Source organism: Micromonospora xinjiangensis, assembly GCF_056150165.1.
This window is the reverse complement of record NZ_JAXCFO010000001.1, coordinates 1044863-1062393: the sequence shown is the minus strand read 5'-3', so window position 1 is coordinate 1062393 and position 17531 is coordinate 1044863. Positions and strand designations below refer to the sequence as shown.

The window sequence follows — 17531 nt, the reverse complement described above, 5'->3', positions numbered from 1 at the left end:
ATCGGTGCCCATCAGAAGAAGCCGAGCTTCTTCGGGGAGTAGCTGACCAGCAGGTTCTTGGTCTGCTGGTAGTGCTCCAGCATCATCTTGTGGTTCTCCCGGCCGATCCCGGACTGCTTGTAGCCGCCGAACGCCGCGTGCGCCGGGTACGCGTGGTAGCAGTTCGTCCACACCCGACCGGCCTGGATCGAGCGGCCAGCCCGGTAGGCGGTGTTCATGTCCCGCGTCCACACGCCGGCGCCCAAGCCGTACAGGGTGTCGTTGGCGATCTTCACGGCGTCGTCGAGGTCGGCGAACGAGGTCACCGAGACGACCGGGCCGAAGATCTCCTCCTGGAAGATCCGCATGGAGTTGTCGCCCTCGAAGATGGTCGGCTCGACGTAGTACCCGCCGGAGAGCTCGCCGCCGAGGTCGGCCCGCGCCCCACCGGCCAGCACCCGCGCCCCCTCCTGCCGGCCGATGTCCAGGTACGACAGGATCTTCTCCAGCTGGTCGTTGGACGCCTGCGCCCCGATCATCGTGTCCGTGTCGAGCGGGTGCCCCTGCCGCACCGCCTTCGTCCGCTCCACGGCGGCGGCGAGGAAGTCGCTGTAGTGGCCCTGCTGGATCAGCGCCCGGGACGGGCAGGTGCAGACCTCGCCCTGGTTGAGGGCGAACATGGTGAAGCCTTCGAGCGCCTTGTCGAAGAAGTCGTCGCGGGCGGCGCTCACGTCGTCGAAGAAGATGTTCGGGCTCTTGCCGCCCAGCTCCAGGGTGACGGGCTTGATGTTCTCGCTGGCGTACTGCATGATCAGCCGCCCGGTGGTGGTCTCGCCGGTGAACGCGACCTTGGCCACCCGCGGCGAGGAGGCGAGCGGCTTGCCGGCCTCGACACCGAACCCGTTGACCACGTTGACGACGCCGGGCGGCAACAGGTCGGCCACGAGCGACAGCCAGTAGTGGATCGACGCGGGTGTCTGCTCGGCGGGCTTGAGCACCACCGCGTTGCCGGCGGCGAGGGCCGGGGCGAGTTTCCAGGTGGCCATGAGCAGCGGGAAGTTCCACGGGATGATCTGGCCGACGACGCCGAGCGGCTCGTGGAAGTGGTACGCGACGGTGTCGTCGTCGATCTCGCCGAGGGAGCCCTCCTGGGCGCGGATCGCCCCGGCGAAGTACCGGAAATGGTCGATGGCCAGGGGGATGTCGGCGGCCAGCGTCTCGCGGATCGGCTTGCCGTTCTCCCAGGTCTCGGCGATCGCGAGGGATTCGAGGTTCTCCTCCATCCGGTCGGCAATCCGGTTGAGGATGCGGGCCCGCTCGGCCACGGACGTGCGGCCCCAGGCGTCGGCGGCGCCGTGCGCGGCGTCGAGGGCCTTCTCCACGTCCTCGGCGGTGCCCCGGGCCACCTCGCAGAAGGTCTGCCCGGTCACCGGGGTGGGGTTCTCGAAGTACCGGCCGCCGTGCGGCTTCACGTACTCGCCGCCGATGAAGTGGTCGTAGCGGGACTGCCAGTGGGTGGGGGCGTCGTAGCGCGTCATGGGTACCTCCGCCGTCCGTCACGGGTGGACGGCGGGGACGTTAGTGTCAGCGACGTTGCAGGGACGTTGCGCGCGGCAGCTCGTACTCCTCGGCGAGCTGGCGGGCCCGGGCGAGGGCGAGGGGCCGGCGGGGCGCCCCCGGCGGCAACGCCCGCGCCAGCGCCTGCCACGCGGTGAGGTCGTCGGCGCCGGCGGGCGTCGCCGTCCAGGCCGCCAGCAGCGCCGGGTCCGCGGCGGCCAGGACGGCCGCGCGGAGCTGCCCGTCGACGAGGCGGCGCAGCCGGGCCACTCCCGGCGCGTCCGACGCGGGCAGCAGCGGCCCGCGGTACGCCCGCAGCGCTCCCGCCGGATCGCCGCGTTCGAGCAGCTCGGTGACGGTGCCGAAGTCGGCGCGTACGGTGCCGCGCAGGCGGTAGGGGCGGGAGTCGAGCAGCTCCTCGCCGAGCACCCGGCGCAGTCGGGACAGCTCGGCGCGCAGGGTCACGGGGTGCAACCGGTCGTCGCCGTAGAGGTCGAGGCCGAGCTGTTCACCGGTGCGCCCCTCGGGGTGGTCGCAGAGCAGCACGAGCAGTTCGCTGTGCCGCCGGCCGAGGCGGATGCGCCGACCGCCGACGCGTACCTCCGCCTCGTCACGGCCCAGCGCGGCGACGTGCACGACCGCCGGGTCGGCGGGCGCGTCGCCGGCCAGGAACGCCTCGGCGGCGCGCGCGGTGGCCCGCACCAGGGCGAGGCTCTGCGGCGTGGCCAGGTGGTCCCCGCCGGTGATGTCGATCGCGCCGAGCGGCCGGCCGGTGACCGGGTCGTGGATCGGGGCGGCGGCGCACGTCCAGCGCTGCACCGGCCGGACGAAGTGCTCGGTGGCGAAGATCTGCACGCTGTGGTCGACGGCGAGGGCGGTGCCGGGGGCGTTGGTGCCGGCGTGCGCCTCGTCCCACCGGGCGCCGGGCACGAAGTTCATGCGTTCGGCGCTGCGGCGCACCCCCGGATGGCCTTCCACCCAGAGCAGCCGCCCGAACTCGTCGCACACCGCCATGAGGTGCGCGCCGTCGAAGGCGATGCCGCCGAGCAAATCGCGGAAGAGCGGCAGCACCCGGGCCAGGGGGTGCGCCGCCCGGTAGCTCTCCAGCGTGTCGTCGGCGAGGTCGACCGGGGCGGTGGCCTCCGGGTCGACCAGCGCGGACCGCTCCCACGACCGCCGTACGACCTCGCGGACGCGGTCGGGGGCGGTGCCGGCGGTGAGGAACGCCTCGTGCGCGGCGGCGACCTGCGCGATCCGCTCCGCCGGATCGGCGCCGAATTCCAGGGCGAGCCACGGGTCAGCCACCGGCGACCTCCTCCCGCCCCATCGTGACCCACATCACCGCCGGACGCCAAGGGCGATCGGAGCGCCCGCCGGGGCGGCCCATGGGGTGATTCAGGTCACTCCGCGCTGCTTCGCGGCGGCGTGAGCAGGGACGAAGAGCCCAGACAGCGCAGGACCGACGCTCGCTGGCGCACTCCGGCTTGACACCATTTGTCCTTGTGCCCCCGGAGTGGAGGATGGCCCCGGTGGCTCTTACGGAACCCTTATCTCCTGGCTGGGACCGTATGCCTGACAACGAGGAACCACGGGGGAAGAGAGCGTGCGGGTACTGGTGGCGGACGACGAGCGCCTGCTGGCGGACACGGTCGCCGAGGGGCTGCGTCGCTTCTCGATGGCGGTCGACGTCTGCTATGACGGCGACGGTGCGCTGGAGCGGATCGCCGTGAACCGGTACGACGTGGCCGTGCTGGACCGGGACATGCCCGGACACACCGGCGACGAGGTGTGCCGCAGCCTAGCCGGGTCCGACGCCGGCACCCGGGTGCTGCTGCTCACCGCGGCCGCCGGCATCCGGGACCGGGTGGAGGGCCTCGGCCTCGGCGCCGACGACTACCTGACCAAGCCGTTCGCCTTCGCCGAGCTGGTCGCCCGGGTGCAGGCCCTCGGGCGGCGGTCCGCGCCGGCCGTACCGCCCGTGCTGGAGCAGCATGGTGTGGCGCTCGACGTGGCCCGGCACACGGTCAGCCGCGACGGGCGCCAGGTCAACCTCAGCCCCAAGGAGTTCGCCGTCCTGCACGTGCTGATGCGCGCGAACGGGCGGGTCGTCAGCGCGGAGGACCTGCTGGAACAGGCGTGGGACGAGTTCGCCGACCCGTTCACCAACGCGGTGCGGGTGACGGTGATGACCCTGCGCAAGAAGCTCGGCCAGCCCGGCATCATCCACACGGTGCCCCGGGCCGGCTACCGGATCGGCGGGCCCGAGTGACCCCCCGCCGCCGGGTTGTCCTGGTCGGCGCAGTCGCGCTGTTCGCCGGGCTCTACATGCCCGGCCTGACCAGGTGGTTGCTGGGCATGCTCTGGCGGCCGGCCCTGGAGATCTGCAGCCTGCCGGTGCCCGGGCTCTCCGTGGCGTGCGAGCCGGCCCGCCAGCTCGACACGGCGATCCCGGGGGCCATCGAGCTGCTCCTCGTGCTGGCCGCCCTGGCGGCGCTCTGGGGCGCGGCGCAGTGGTGCCTGCGGCCGGTGCGCGACCTCGCCGAGCCGATCGGGCACGTCGGGCCGCAGAACCTCGGCTACCGCATCCGCCGTCACGGCCGTGACGAGCTGGCCCGGCTCTCCTCGGCCATCGACCAGATGATGGAACGCATCGCCGCCGGGTACGAGGGGCAGCGGCGGTTCGCCGCGAACGCCTCGCACGAGCTGCGGACGCCGCTGGCGGTCCAGCGGACGCTCATCGAGGTGGGCATGGCGCAGTCGCTCACCGGCGACCAGATGGAGCTGCTGACCGCCCAGCTGTTGCAGACCAACGAGCGCAACGAGCGCCTCATCGAGGGGCTGCTCGCGCTCAGCGAGAGTGACCAGGGGCTGCGCTCCTCGACCCCGCAGCGCCTCGACGAGATCGCCCGCGCTGTGCTGGCCGCGCACCAGGACCGCGCCACGGCGGCCGGCGTGACGGTGCAGCACCACCTCGCTCCCCGCGTCGTGATGGGCGAGCGGGTGCTGCTGGAGCGCCTGGTGACCAATCTCGTGGAGAACGCGATCAAGTACAACTGTGCCGGCGGCTGGCTCACCGTCACCGTCGGCCGGGCCCCCGCGCTGAGCGTCGCCAACAGCGGTCAGGTGGTCCCGGCCGAGGCGGTCGCCGGCCTCTTCGAACCCTTCCGGCGCCTGGCCCGGGACCGCACCAACCAGAGTGGCGGCGCCGGGCTCGGCCTCGCCATCGCTCGCTCGATCACCCAGGCGCACGACGGCATCATCGCCGCCCGACCCGTCGACGGCGGCGGCCTGCGCGTCGACGTGGAGCTGCCCGCCCCGCACCTGACCTGACCCGACCCACCAGACCCGACCGTTCGCCCCAGGGATCCGCGTCGCCGGAACCCGGTTCCGGCCTGCCCGGAAACGACCGGTCCCGCCGCGGTGCCCCGGCACCGGCGGCGCCGCCGGAGAGGAGACACGTTGAGCACCGCCACCCAGCCGTTGCCCACGGTCACGGCCGCCCCGAAGGCGGGCCGCGAGATGTGGGCCGACGTGGCGAAGGGCGCCTGCATCATCCTCGTCGTCGTCTGGCACGTGATCGTGAAGGACTACCTCCAGATCGACTGGCGGGTGGGCGTGCCGGTGCCGGGGGCGTGGGGGCTGCTCGGGGAGCAGCTCCTGCCGCTGCGGATGCCGCTCTTCTTCACCATCTCCGGCATCTTCGCGGCCAACGCCGTCGCCCGGTCGTGGCGGGTGTCCGGCCGGCCGCGGATCGCCCGCAACCTCTACCTCTACGGCGCGTGGCTGCTGATCCACACCGCCCTGCTGGCGCTCGCCCCCGGCTTCCCGACCGACCGGGCCACCAGCCTCGGCGGGTTGTTCGCCCAGCTCACCGTCACGCCGTCCAACCTCTGGTACCTGTACGCGCTGGCTGTCTACTTCGTGGTGGCCAAGGCGCTGCGGCGGGTCCACCCCGGGGTCGTGCTCGCGGCGGCGGGAGTGCTGTCGGCCGTCGCGGCCGCCGGCCTGCTCGACACCCCCGGCAACCGGGGCGGCGTCTACCAGAATCTCGTGTTCTTCCTGGCCGGCGTGCACCTGCGCCCGCGCCTGACGCGCTGGGCGTCGACCGCCACCCGCCGTCGCCTGGTCTGGACCGCCGTGGTGTACGCGGTGGCGCTGGCCGCCATGGGGCTGGCCGGCGCCGAGCGCTGGTTCGGCGTGTGGCCGCTCGTCTCCGTCACGGCGGTCGCGTTCGGCCTCACCGTGGCGGCCGTCGTCGCCCGGCGGCAGCGGGTGCTCGGCCGGGCCCTCGCCGCGCTCGGCACCCGCACGCTGCCGATCTACGTGATCCACATGCCGGTGCTCGCCCTGCTGCACCGGCTCGTCGCCGACCCGGTCACGCAGCTGAGCGGGCCGGAACGGGCCCTGTTGGTGGCCGGATACCCGGTCCTGCTCACCGCGATGGTGCTGGCACTCAGCCTGGCCGTCCACCGCGGGCTGCTGGCCGTCGGCGCGTGGTGGCTGTTCGAGCTGCCGCCCCGCGCCGACCGGAGGCACAAACCCGAAGGAGAGAAGATGTCCCGCACAGAACCGCCGGCCCCGGCCGCGCCACCGGTCCTACCGGACCGGGCCCGTGTGCAGGAGGCCGCCTGGTGGCTGTCCGGCCGGGTCGTGCGTACGCCGGTGCTGAACTCGCCGACGATCGACCGGCTGGCCGGCGTCCGGATCCTCATGAAGGCGGAGAACCTGCAGACCGGCGGCTCGTACAAGATGCGCGGCGCCATGCTGGCGGTCGGGCGGCTCGCCGCGGCCGGGCACACCGGGGTGGTGGCGCAGAGCACCGGCAACCACGGGGTGGCGGTGGCACTGGCGGCCCGGCGGCACGGGCTCACCGCGACCGTGGTGCTGCCCGTCGACGCGGCGGCGACCAAGGTGGCCCGGGCCCGGGCGGCGGGCGCGCAGCTCGTCTTCGCCGGCACCACGCTCGAGGAGCGGATCGCCGCCGCCCGCCACATCAGTGAGACGCAGGGCCACCCGCTCATCGACGCCTACGACCACCCGGACGTCATCGCCGGGCAGGGCAGCGCGAGCCTCGAGCTGATCGAGGAGGCGGAGCGCGCCGGCACCCCGCTGGACGCGCTGGTATTGCCGGTCGGCGGTGGCGGTGGTGTCGCGGGGGCGTGTCTCGCGGCCGCCGGGACGCCGATCGAGGTGTACGGCGTGGAGCCGGTGGGCTGCGACTCGCTGGCCCGCAGCCTCGCGGAGGGCCGGCCCACCCCGGTCTCGCCGGCGCCCACGATCGCGGACGGGCTGCGCCCGACCTGCGTCGGCGAGCTGCCCTTCGCCGTGGCGCGGGACGCCGTCCGCGGTGTCGTACGGGTCGACGACGACCAGATCGCCGCGGCGTTCCAGCTGCTCCTGATGGAGCTGAAGGTGCTCGCCGAGCCGTCGGGGGCGGCGGGGCTGGCCGGCGCGCTGCGGTTGGCGGCCGACCTGGGCGAGGCGGTCCACCGGCCCGGCGCCGTCGTGCAGGGCCGGGGGCGTGAGCGGTACCGCACGGTCGGCGTGGTGCTGACCGGCGGAAATGTCGAAGCGGAACTGGTCGCCCGGTTGGCGACCCGGCAGTTCGCCGACCTGGCGACGATGGAAGGGGTGGCGGCATGAGCACGCCTGTCCGGATCGGAATTCTGTTCGGCGGCCCGTCCGCGGAGCACGAGGTGTCCTGCGCCTCGGCGCTCGGCGTGGCCCGGGCCCTGGCCGACGCCGGCCACCGGGTGGTCGCCATCGGCGTGACCCGCACCGGCGGTTTCCGGCTCGTGCCGGATGCCACGTTCGCGGAGCTGCGCGTCGGTGTGGGTGGCGGCCGGGCCATCGACGACCGGCTCACGGTGACCGGGCCGCTGGTGGAGCTGCGGGCCGGCAACCGCGCGGGCACGGCGGTCGTCACGGCCGTGAACGCCTCCGGCGCGGTCCACGCCGAGCTGGACGTGGTCTTCCCCGTGCTGCACGGCCCGTTCGGCGAGGACGGGGTGGTACAGGGCCTGCTCGAGTCGATCGGCGTCCCGTACGTCGGCTGCGGCATCCTCGCCTCCGCCATCGGGATGGACAAGGTGGCCATGAAGCGCGCCCTGCGGGCCGAGGGGGTGCCGGTCACCCCGCAGGTCTCGTTCGACGCGCAGACCTACCGGGCCACCGACGACCCGGAGAAGCTGGTGGTGGGGCTGAACCGCCCGCTGTTCGTCAAGCCGTCGCGGATGGGCTCCTCCATCGGCATCTCCCGGGTGGGCGAGGGCGACGACCTGGCGGCGGCCGTCGAGGAGGCGCTGCGGCACGACAACGTCGTCATCGTCGAGCAGGGCGTGACCGGTCGTGAGCTGGAGTGTGGCGTGCTCGGCGGCTGGCGTCCGGAGGCGTCGGCGGTCGGCGAGGTGCGGGTGGAGGGCGGCTGGTTCGACTACCGGCAGAAGTACTTCGGCGACTCCGACCCGATGATCGTCCCGGCGGTGCTGCCCGACGAGGTGGCCGAGCGGATCCGGGAGCTGTCCGTGCGGGCGTTCCAGGCGATCGGCGGTTGGGGGCTGGCCCGGGTCGACTTCCTCTACGACGAGGCGAACGGCGAGCTGTACGTCAACGAGCTGAACACCATGCCCGGCTTCACCGCGCACTCCATGTACCCGAAGGTGTGGGCCGAGTCCGGCGTCGGCTACCGGGACATCGTGAACCGCCTGGTCGACCTCGCCTTCGCACGGCACGCGGAGCGGCCCACGGGCGTACGGCCGGAGAGCCAGGGATGATCCTGCTCTCCGATCCCCGGGTGGCGGCGGTGCCGAGCACGGACGACGGGGATCCCTTCGTCGACCTGCGCGAGCTGACGGAGCTGCGGGTGGACACCCGCGCCGCCGATCCCGCCGGGGCGTACGCCCGGGTGCGGCGCGGTGTGGCGGAGCGTCTGCTGGCCGCGCAGCGCGCGCTGCCGGCCGGCCTGCGGCTGCTGGTCATCGAGGGCTACCGCCCCTACGAGGCGCAGCTCTCCATCTTCACCGGCTACCGGGACGAGCTGCGGCGGCGGTACCCGCAGTGGTCGCCGGAGCGGCTGCACCGGGAGACCACCAAGTTCGTCTCGCCGGTGGAGGTGGCGCCGCACAGCACGGGTGGCGCTGTCGATCTTACCCTGTGTGACGACGATGGTGTCGAGCTGGACATGGGCACGGCCGTCGACGCCACCCCGGAGGCGAGTGCGAACGCCTGCTTCACGGCGGCGGAGCACATCTCGGCGGCGGGCCGGCGGAACCGGGAGATCCTGGTGGCGGCGCTCGGCGGGGTGGGGTTGGTGAACTACCCGACCGAGTGGTGGCACTGGTCCTATGGGGAGCGGTACTGGGCGCTGATGACCGGAGCGGGGTCCACCCGCTACGGACCGTCGTGACTCGCGGACGCCGCTGAACGTAATCGGCCCGCCGTCCGTACCAGGCGTCGTACGACACCAGCGGACGACGGGAGTGACACGTGAAGGTGCAGCGCAGGCACATGCTGGCGGCGACGGTGGCGGTGGCCGCCGCGGCGGTCGTGGCGGTGGGCACCGGGCTCGGTTTCGCCGACACCGCTCCGGCGGCAGGGCAGTCCGTCTGCTCCGGCTCGGTGACGTTCTCGGCGGAGGGGGGCGCTCCGGCGGCCACCAGTGGCCGCTTCCCGGTGGGCACCCGGTTGCGGGTGACCAATCTGGACAACGGGCGGGCGGTGACGGTGGCGGTGACCGGCCCGTCGGGCAGTTGTGTGCTGTTGAACGCGGCGGCGATGGACCAGGTCCGCGAGCCGGGCCGGAACGTGATCCGGCGCAACGTCGTGGAGCGCCTCGACGACGGGGTGGCCGCGCCGACTCCGGGCGAGACCCGGCCGGGCAGCGCCCAGCCGGGCGCGGCCCGGCCCGGCGCGGGCCAGCCTGCCGCCCCGGCGCCCACCGGCGGTGCGACGGCGCGCGGTGTCTGCACCGGCTCGGTGACGTTCTCGGCGGCGGGGGGCGCTCCGGCGGCCACCAGTGACCGCTTCCCGGTGGGCACCCGGTTGCGGGTGACCAATCTGGACAACGGGCGGGCGGTGACGGTGGCGGTGACCGGCCCGTCGGGCAGTTGTGTGCTGTTGAACGCGGCGGCGATGGACCAGGTCCGCGAGCCGGGCCGCAACGTGATCCGGCGCAACGTGGTCGAACTGCTCAGCTGACGTTGAGGGAGCAGGGGGGGCGGGCGCCACCCGCCCCCCTGCTCCGCCTCCCACGACCTCGCTGCCGTCGCGCCCGGCGGACCCGTCCGGCACGTCGTCGGGCCGCCCGGCGGGAGCCGGCGGGCACATCGCCGCCGGGCGGCCCGTCAGGCCACCCGGCGGAGTCGTCGGGCGGCGAGGTAGAGCAGCACCGCGGCCAGCGCCACGAAGATGCCGGCCTCGATGCCCTGGAACAGCCAGAACCGGTCGGCCGGCTGGTAGAGCTGCCAGTTGTAGGCGCCGGCGCCGAACTCCTGCAACGGTCGGCAGGGCCCGCCCGCGGGTCCGGTGGCGTTTTGCGGGCACCACGCCTGGGCGCCGGACATCACCATATTCCCGCCGGCGTCCCGGATCCCCTTGTCGATGATCCAGTCACCGAACGTGCCCGGCTCCCCGGCGGTGCCCTCGATCGGGAGGGTCCGCGTCTCCTGGGGCAGGTAGTGCGGTCTGGCTAGGAGGGTCAGGACGACCCTCAGGCCGATGAACCCGCCGAGCGTGACGGCCATCGCCGGCACCATGCGCGGCCAGATCACGCCGGCGCTGACGCCGAGGGCGACCGCGAAGAGGGTGTACCCGATCGGGACGACGCCCTGCATGTCGAAGATGAAGACGTCGAAGCGGCTCTGCTGCCCGGCCCCGCTCAGCGGCGCCGCCCACCAGCTCATGCCGAGACCGTAGGCCACGGCGGTGAGCGCGGTGATCGCGCCGACGAAGCCGAACTTGACCAGTGCCCACCGCCGGCGGCTGACGCCCTGCGTCCAGGCGAACCGGTGGGTGCCCTGCTCGACCTCGCGGGCCACGAGGGGAGCCCCCCAGAACAGCCCGACGAGCAACGGCAGGACGAGGAACAGCACCCCGAGCAGGTTCATCGACTCGAACCGGTCGGTGAACTGGTGCAGGACCCGGTTGCAGGCCTCGGCGCGGTCGGGGTCGGGCTGCCCGTCGCGCAGCGTCTGGAGGCACCCGGCGAGGCCCTTGTCGGCGTACGCGTCGCGCATCAGCAGGCCGGTGGGCACCATGAGGGCGGCCAGGACGGCCAGCCCCAGTGCGGTGAACAGCGCCTGCCGGCGGTGCTGGCGCCAGGTCAGCCAGATCACGCGGGCACCTCCCAGTCGGTGCGAACGACGGCGGTGCCGTCGTCGGCGAGGTAGGCCAGGATCACGTCCTCCAGCGTCACGTCGTGCACCGTCCACTCCGGGTCGACGACCCCGGCGATCCGGGCCAGCAGGGTCGACTGGCGGTCGGTGTGCCGGGCGCGTACAACAGTCCCGACGCCCGCGATCGGCTCGCCGGCGTGCCGGGGCCCCACCAGCTGCCGGTGCGCGGCGACCAGGTCGTCGACCGGGCCGGCGAGCCGGACCCGGGAGGAGTTCAGGACGATCAGGTGGTCGCAGGTGCGCTCCAGGTCGGCGAGCAGGTGCGAGGAGAGCAGCACGGTCGTCCCGGAGTCCGTGACGCTGCCCATCAGCGACTGGAGGAACTCGCGGCGGGCGAGCGGGTCGAGACTGGCGACCGGCTCGTCGAGCAGCAGCAGCCTCGGCCGCTTGGCGAGGGCGAGCGCGAGGGCGACCTGCGCGCGCTGCCCGCCGGAGAGCTTGCCGACCGCCAGCTTCGGCGGGATCCCGAGCTGGGCCAGCCGATCCCGGGCGAGTGCCGCGTCCCAGCGCGTGTTCATCCGGCCACCGAGGTGCACCAGCTCCGCGGCTGTGAAATCGCGGTAGAGCGGCGTGTCCTGTGCGACGAAACCGATGTCCGGCAGGACCGCCGGGTTGTCGTACGGCGATCGACCGAAGACCCGCACCTCGCCGGAGTCGGGTCGGAGCAGGCCGACGGCGAGGTGCAGGAGGGTGCTCTTACCCGCGCCGTTGGGGCCCACGAGGCCGACGATCCCGCCGGCCGGGAGGCTCAGCGAGCAGTCCTGCAGGGCCCACCGCCGTCCGTAGCGCTTGCCGAGCCGGTCGGCCTCCAGCGCGATGTCCATCTGCTCTCCTCTCATCCTGCCGCGGCGGTCTGCGCGCGGGCCGCGTCGGCGGCGAGCGTGGCCCGGAGGGTGGTCTCGACCAGCGCGACGACGTCCTCGGGGGTGAGGCCGGCGGCGCGGGCGCGACGCAGCCAGACCACCAGCTCGTCACGCAGGTCGGTCTGCTCGGCGAGGGGAGGGCCACCGAGGGTGCGGCGGACGAACGTGCCCACGCCCGGCCGTCCCTCCACGAGACCCTCGATTTCCAGCTCGCGGTACGCCTTCAGCACCGTGTTCGGGTTGATCGCCAGCGACTGCGCCACGTCGCGGACCTTCGGCAACTGGTCGCCGGGTGCCAGCAGCCCCACCCGTAGGGCCTGCTTGACCTGCTGGATCAGCTGCACGTACGTGTTCACCTTGGACCGGGCGTCCAGCACGAACTCGATCACCTACGAAGGCTCCCCTCTATTGTCCTACGACAGTAGGACTATAGGACAAGACGGGTCGCCGTGGTGCCCGGTGGTGGGAAGTCGCGTGGTGTCGAGAGACGGTGCGGTGACGGGGTGGCACACCACGGGTGGGACCTGGGGGGAAACGCACACCCGTGGCGTGCCACGAACAGGGCCGACCTCGGTCAGCCGAAAGCGGCCTCCAGGATGTCCAGGCCGCGGGCCAGCTCGCCGTCGGAGATGACGAGCGGGGGGAGGAAACGCAGCACGTTGCCGTACGTGCCGCAGGTGAGGGTGAGCAGGCCGGCCGCGTGGCAGGCCGCCGAGACCGCAGCCGTCGCGGCCGGATCGGGGGTCAGCGTGCCCGGCCGCACCAACTCCACGGCCAGCATGGCGCCCCGGCCGCGGACGTCCGCCACGCGCGGGTCGCGCTCGGCGATGGCGCGCAGGCGGGGCGTCATGACGGCGCCGATCCGCCGGGCCGCGGCCGCCAGGTCCCGCTCGCGCATCGTCTCGATGCTGGCCAGCGCGGCGGCGCAGGCGAGCGGGTTGCCGCCGTACGTCCCGCCGAGCCCGCCCACGTGCACCGCGTCCATCAGCTCGGCCCGCCCGGTGACCGCGGCCAGCGGGAGCCCGCCCGCGATCCCCTTGGCGAGCGTGACCAGATCCGGTTCCACGCCCTCGTGCTCGCAGGCGAACCAGTCGCCGGTCCGGCAGAACCCGGTCTGGATCTCGTCGGCCACGAACACCACGCCGGCCGACGTCGCCCACTCGCGCAGCGCCGGGAGGAAGCCCTCGGCCGGTACGACGAAACCGCCCTCGCCCTGGATCGGCTCGATGAGCAGCGCCGCCACGTTCTCCGCACCGACCTGCTTCTCGATCGTCTCGATCGCCCGCGCCGCGGCCGTCGCGCCGTCCAGGCCGCCGTCGCGCAGCGGGTACGACATCGGCACCCGGTAGATCTCCCCGGCGAACGGCCCGAACCGGTGCTTGTACGGCATGTTCTTCGCGGTCAGCGCCATGGTCAGGTTGGTCCGCCCGTGGTAGGCGTGGTCGAAGACGACCACGGCCGGCCGCCCCGTCGCGTGGCGCGCGATCTTGACGGCGTTCTCCACCGCCTCGGCGCCGGAGTTGAACAGCGCCGACCGCTTCTCGAACCCGCCCGGGGTCAGCCCGTTGAGCTGCTCGCAGATCGCCACGTACGACTCGTACGGCGCCACCATGAAGCAGGTGTGGGTGAAGCGTTCGACCTGCGCGCGGACCGCCTCCACGACGCGCGGAGCGGCGTTGCCGACGTTGGTGACCGCGATGCCCGCCGCGAAGTCGATCCACTCCCGCCCGTCGACGTCGGTGACCGTGCCGCCCGCCGCGCTGTCCACGTAGGAGTCGATGACGCTGCCCACACCCCGGGCCACCGCCGCCGTACGCCGCTTGTGCAGCTCCGCGGAGCTGGTCACCGCGCCAGCCCCGGTACGCGGCCGGGGCGTGCCCGCGGATGTGCTCGTGACCTCCACCGGTCAGCCCTCGATGTGGTGCATGACGTGCTTGATCCGGGTGTAGTCCTCCAGGCTGTAGACCGAGAGGTCCTTGCCGTGCCCCGAGTGCTTGAAGCCGCCGTGCGGCATCTCCGAGACGAAGGGGATGTGCGTGTTGACCCAGACGCAGCCGAAGTCCAGCCGGCGGGTCATCCGCATCGCCCGGCCGTGGTCCTTCGTCCAGACCGAGGCGGAGAGGCCGTACTCGACGCCGTTGGCCCAGCGCACCGCCTCGTCCTCGTCGGAGAAGCGCTGCACGGTGATGACCGGGCCGAAGACCTCCTGCTGGATGATCTCGTCGGCCTGGCGCACCCCGGAGACGACCGTCGGGGAGTAGAAGTAGCCCCGCTCGCCGACCTGCGTGCCGCCGGTGTGGAGCCGGGCGTGGTCGGGCAGCCGGTCCACGAAGCCAGCGACCCGGGCGAGCTGGTTGGCGTTGTTGAGCGGCCCATAGAGCACGTCCTCGTCGTCCGGGGCGCCGGTCCTGGTGCCGCGGGCCTGCTCGGCGAGCGCCGCCACGAAGTCGTCGTGGATGCCGGGGCCGGCCAGCACCCGGGTGGCGGCGGTGCAGTCCTGCCCCGCGTTGAAGTACCCGCCAACGGCGATCGCCTCGGCCGCCGCCGCGACGTCCGCGTCGTCGAAGATGACCACCGGCGCCTTGCCGCCCAGCTCCAGGTGTGTGCGCTTCAGGTCGGGGGCCGCCGCCGCGGCGACCTCCATGCCGGCTCGGGTCGAGCCGGTGATCGACACGAACTGCGGCGTGGGGTGCGAGACGAGGGCCCGGCCGGTGTCGCGGTCGCCGCAGACCACGTTGAACACCCCCGGCGGGAGGAACTCGGCGGCCAGCTCGGCGAGCAGCAGCGTCGAGGCCGGCGTGGTGTCCGACGGCTTGAGCACCACCGTGTTGCCGGCGGCGAGCGCCGGGGCGATCTTCCAGACCGCCATCATGAGCGGGTAGTTCCAGGGCGTGACCTGGGCGCACACGCCGATCGGCTCGCGCCGGACGTACGACGTGTGCCCGGCCAGGTACTCCCCGGCCGAGCGGCCCTCCAGCAGGCGGGCCGCCCCCGCGAAGAAGCGGAACTGGTCGACGCAGGGCGGCAGCTCCTCCTCGGCGGTGAGCTGGCGGGGCTTGCCCGTGTTGCGCACCTCCACGTCGACCAGCTCGGCGGCGCGGGCCTCGACCGCGTCGGCGAGCTTGAGCAGCGCCTTCTGCCGCTCGGCCGGGGTCACGTCCCGCCAGGTCTCGAAGGCGTCGGCGGCGGCCTTCATGGCCGCGTCCACGTCGGACGCGCCGGAGACCGGCGCCTGCGCGAAGACCTCGCCCGTGCACGGGTCGATCAGGTCGGCGTATCCACCGTCCACCGGGTCGACGTACTGGCCGTTGACGAAGTTGCGCAGCTGCTGCTGGTCACTCATGGGAGTCTCCGAGGGGGGTGGCCGGGGATGAGGTCAGCGGAGGTTATCGCAGTTTGACTGCCATCTTGGCTACTGAATTCGCGGCATACAAGCCCTTGGGCGACTGTTTCCGTGAACCGGAGGGTCGTCTAGGCTGCGGACGTGGAGTCGAGAGCCTTCTACGTCGCCGGTCGTCCCGCCCACGGCGAGGGCGAGCTGACCGTCCACCACCCCTACGACGGCCGGCCGGTGGGGCGTACCACCCTGGCCACGCCCGACCAGTGCGAGACGGCCGTCGCGGCAGCCGCCACGGTGGCCGCGGAGGCCGCGGCCCTGCCGGCGCACGTCCGCGCCAGCGCGCTCGACCACGTGTCCCGGCGGCTCGCCGAGCGGGCTGACGAGATCGCGCGGCTCGTCACCGACGAGAACGGCAAGCCGCTGAAGTGGGCCCGCGCCGAGGTGGGGCGGGCCGTCTCCACGTTCCGGTGGGCGGCCGAGGAGGCGCGGCGGTTCTCCGGCGAGCTGCAACGGCTCGACACCGACCCCGCCGCCACCGGCCGGATCGCCCTCGTGCGCCGCGTGCCGCGGGGGCCCGTGCTGGGCATCACGCCCTTCAACTTCCCGCTGAATCTGGTGGCGCACAAGGTGGCCCCGGCGATCGCGGTCGGTGCGCCCATCGTCGTCAAGCCGGCGCCGGCCACCCCGCTCTCCGCGCTGCTCCTGGGCGACCTGCTCGCCGAGACCGAGCTGCCGGCCGGGATGTTCTCGGTGCTGCCGGTGCCCAACGACCGCGCCGGCGACCTGGTCGCCGACCCGCGGCTGCCCGTGGTGTCCTTCACCGGCTCCGGCCCGGTCGGCGCGGCGATCCGCCGCTCGGTGCCCGACAAGCACGTCACCCTGGAACTCGGTGGCAACGCGGCCGCGGTCATCTGCGCGGACTGGGCCGCGGACGAGGACCTCGGCTTCGCCGCCCAGCGGATCGCGACCTTCTCCAACTACCAGGCCGGGCAGTCGTGCATCGCGGTCCAGCGGGTCTACGTGCACGAGTGGATCTACGACGGCTTCCTGCCCCGGCTGGTCGCCGCCGTCCAGGAGCTGCGCACCGGCGACCCGGCCGACGAGCGGACCGACGTGGGGCCGATGATCTCCGTCGAGGCCGCGCGCCGGGTCGAGGCGTGGGTCGACGAGGCGGCGACGGCCGGCGCGACCATCGAGGTCGGCGGCCGGCGCGACGGGGCGACCTACCCACCGACCGTGCTCTCCGGGGTGCCCGCCGACGCCCGGGTCGTCGCCGAGGAGGTCTTCGGCCCGGTGCTGGTGGTCAGCCGGGTGCAGGACGACGACGCCGCCTTCGCCGCCGTCAACGACTCGGCGTACGGGCTCCAGGCGGGCGTCTTCACCCACGACGTACGCACCGCGTTCCGGGCCGGCCGGGTCCTGGAGGTGGGTGGGGTGATCGTCGGCGACGTGCCGTCGTACCGCGCCGACCAGATGCCGTACGGCGGGGTGAAGGGCAGCGGCGTCGGCCGCGAGGGGCTGCGCAGCGCCATGGAGGACTACACCGAGCCACGGGTGCTCGTCCTCACCGGCGTGCAGCTGTAGAAGCCGCCGGTGGTCGTACTCGGGCAGCACGTGGGCGACCACGATCAGCCCGGCGTGCCGGTCGCCGCCGCGGACCAGATGGCCCGTGGGCAGCTCGTCGACCAGCGGCGGGCGGGCGACCCGGCCGCCGATCCGGCTCTGGGCACGGACCAGGGGCAGTAGCCGGAAACGGCTTGCGGGCCACGGTGGATGTGCACGAGGGTCGCGGTATGGCCGACTCGCCCGACCCCGACGCCACCGACAAGGCCGCGCACCGGCCCACGCAGAACTTCGCCTGGTCGAACATGTTCATCCACCCGGACGAGGATCCGCGCTCGGAGGGTGGCTTCGACGACGAGCGGTCCATCCTCGTCGAGTACCTCCGCGACCAGCGGCTCACCCTGCAGCTCAAGTGCGCCGACCTCGACGCGGAGGAGCTGGCCCGGCGCGCCGTACCGCCCTCGACGCTCTCGCTGCTCGGCCTGGTCCGGCACATGGCCGAGGTGGAGCGGGGTTGGTTCCGCCGGGTGATGGCCGGGGAGGACGCGCCGCCGATCTACCGTACGGACGAGGACCCGGACGCCGACTTCAACGGCGCGATCGCGGATTCCGAGACGGTGGCCGAGGCGTGGCGGAACTGGCGGGCCGAGATCGAGTTCGCCGACCAGCTGGTGGGCCGGACGGACCTCGGCGCCACGGGACGCAAGCGCGATGGGGAGGTCATCTCGCTGCGCGAGCTGCTCGTCCACATGATCGAGGAGTACGCGCGGCACAACGGCCACGCGGACCTGCTCCGCGAGCTGATCGACGGTCGGGTCGGCCAGTAGCCGGGGGCAC

At 73.4% G+C, this 17531-nt stretch carries 16 protein-coding genes; 9 read left to right on the top strand and 7 right to left on the bottom strand.

Translation table 11 applies throughout. From position 1 onward, the window contains the following. Positions 1-11: 11 nt before the first annotated feature. Positions 12-1517: an aldehyde dehydrogenase gene (gene adh / locus SM573_RS05085; protein ID WP_474611816.1), complete on the bottom strand. Its 1506-nt coding sequence runs from the start codon at positions 1515-1517 to the stop codon at positions 12-14. Between the two features lie 46 nt (positions 1518-1563). After that, positions 1564-2841: a GAF domain-containing protein gene (locus tag SM573_RS05080; protein ID WP_474611817.1), complete on the bottom strand. Its 1278-nt coding sequence runs from the start codon at positions 2839-2841 to the stop codon at positions 1564-1566. A gap of 298 nt (positions 2842-3139) precedes the next feature. Between SM573_RS05080 and SM573_RS05075 the strand changes: the two genes are divergently transcribed. From SM573_RS05075 to SM573_RS05050, 6 genes are all read left to right on the top strand, one after another. Beyond that, positions 3140-3805 (top strand): response regulator transcription factor, encoded by a 666-nt coding sequence (locus SM573_RS05075; protein WP_474611818.1) that lies wholly within the window; start codon positions 3140-3142, stop codon positions 3803-3805. Next, positions 3802-4866, top strand: coding sequence for a sensor histidine kinase (locus tag SM573_RS05070; protein ID WP_474611819.1), 1065 nt, complete (start codon positions 3802-3804; stop codon positions 4864-4866). Before SM573_RS05075 ends, SM573_RS05070 begins: the two co-directional genes overlap by 4 nt. A gap of 129 nt (positions 4867-4995) precedes the next feature. Beyond that, positions 4996-7179 (top strand): pyridoxal-phosphate dependent enzyme, encoded by a 2184-nt coding sequence (locus SM573_RS05065; RefSeq protein ID WP_474615582.1) that lies wholly within the window; start codon positions 4996-4998, stop codon positions 7177-7179. Continuing rightward, positions 7176-8309, top strand: a complete 1134-nt coding sequence (locus SM573_RS05060; RefSeq protein ID WP_474615581.1) for a D-alanine--D-alanine ligase family protein — start codon at positions 7176-7178, stop codon at positions 8307-8309. Before SM573_RS05065 ends, SM573_RS05060 begins: the two co-directional genes overlap by 4 nt. After that, on the top strand, positions 8306-8941 hold the full coding sequence (locus SM573_RS05055; RefSeq protein ID WP_474615580.1) for a M15 family metallopeptidase: 636 nt from the start codon (positions 8306-8308) through the stop codon (positions 8939-8941). The genes SM573_RS05060 and SM573_RS05055 overlap by 4 nt, the downstream gene beginning before the upstream one ends. Positions 8942-9021: 80 nt before the next feature. Further along, complete coding sequence (locus SM573_RS05050; RefSeq protein WP_474615579.1) at positions 9022-9732, top strand: RlpA-like double-psi beta-barrel domain-containing protein; 711 nt, start codon at positions 9022-9024, stop codon at positions 9730-9732. A gap of 146 nt (positions 9733-9878) precedes the next feature. Here the strand turns inward: SM573_RS05050 and SM573_RS05045 are convergent, their stop codons facing one another. From SM573_RS05045 to SM573_RS05025, 5 genes are all read right to left on the bottom strand, one after another. Further along, a complete protein-coding gene (locus tag SM573_RS05045; RefSeq protein ID WP_474615578.1) occupies positions 9879-10868 on the bottom strand; it encodes a transporter in 990 nt (329 codons plus the stop codon). Further along, positions 10865-11752 carry an ABC transporter ATP-binding protein gene (locus SM573_RS05040; protein ID WP_474611825.1) on the bottom strand — a complete coding sequence of 296 codons (888 nt, stop codon included), beginning with the start codon at positions 11750-11752 and terminating at the stop codon, positions 10865-10867. Before SM573_RS05040 ends, SM573_RS05045 begins: the two co-directional genes overlap by 4 nt. Before the next feature lie 11 nt (positions 11753-11763). Beyond that, a complete protein-coding gene (locus SM573_RS05035; protein ID WP_474611826.1) occupies positions 11764-12180 on the bottom strand; it encodes a GntR family transcriptional regulator in 417 nt (138 codons plus the stop codon). A 185-nt stretch (positions 12181-12365) separates the two neighbouring features. Beyond that, positions 12366-13637 (bottom strand): 4-aminobutyrate--2-oxoglutarate transaminase, encoded by a 1272-nt coding sequence (gene gabT, locus SM573_RS05030; RefSeq protein ID WP_474615577.1) that lies wholly within the window; start codon positions 13635-13637, stop codon positions 12366-12368. Positions 13638-13697: 60 nt separating this feature from the next. After that, positions 13698-15134, bottom strand: a complete 1437-nt coding sequence (locus tag SM573_RS05025) for a gamma-aminobutyraldehyde dehydrogenase (RefSeq protein WP_474611828.1) — start codon at positions 15132-15134, stop codon at positions 13698-13700. Between the two features lie 141 nt (positions 15135-15275). Here SM573_RS05025 and SM573_RS05020 point away from each other — a divergent pair, with 141 nt between their 5' ends. Genes SM573_RS05020 through SM573_RS05010 form a run of 3 tightly spaced genes read left to right on the top strand, consistent with a single transcriptional unit; the run spans position 15276 to position 17521 of the window. Further along, on the top strand, positions 15276-16715 hold the full coding sequence (locus tag SM573_RS05020) for an aldehyde dehydrogenase family protein (protein ID WP_474611829.1): 1440 nt from the start codon (positions 15276-15278) through the stop codon (positions 16713-16715). Between the two features lie 9 nt (positions 16716-16724). Next, positions 16725-16877, top strand: coding sequence for a hypothetical protein (locus SM573_RS05015; RefSeq protein WP_474611830.1), 153 nt, complete (start codon positions 16725-16727; stop codon positions 16875-16877). A gap of 47 nt (positions 16878-16924) precedes the next feature. Then, entirely contained in the window at positions 16925-17521 is a 597-nt protein-coding gene (locus SM573_RS05010; protein ID WP_474611831.1) for a DinB family protein, read from the top strand. Positions 17522-17531 lie beyond the last annotated feature (10 nt).

Bases quoted from the DNA above. Each gene is read 5' to 3' on its own strand.
- SM573_RS05010 (WP_474611831.1), top strand. From the start codon at position 16,925: ATGGCCGACTCGCCCGACCCCGACGCCACCGACAAGGCCGCGCACCGG.
- SM573_RS05040 (WP_474611825.1), bottom strand. From the start codon at position 11,752: ATGGACATCGCGCTGGAGGCCGACCGGCTCGGCAAGCGCTACGGACGG.
- adh (WP_474611816.1), bottom strand. From the start codon at position 1,517: ATGACGCGCTACGACGCCCCCACCCACTGGCAGTCCCGCTACGACCAC.
- SM573_RS05025 (WP_474611828.1), bottom strand. From the start codon at position 15,134: ATGAGTGACCAGCAGCAGCTGCGCAACTTCGTCAACGGCCAGTACGTC.
- SM573_RS05060 (WP_474615581.1), top strand. From the start codon at position 7,176: ATGAGCACGCCTGTCCGGATCGGAATTCTGTTCGGCGGCCCGTCCGCG.
- SM573_RS05055 (WP_474615580.1), top strand. From the start codon at position 8,306: ATGATCCTGCTCTCCGATCCCCGGGTGGCGGCGGTGCCGAGCACGGAC.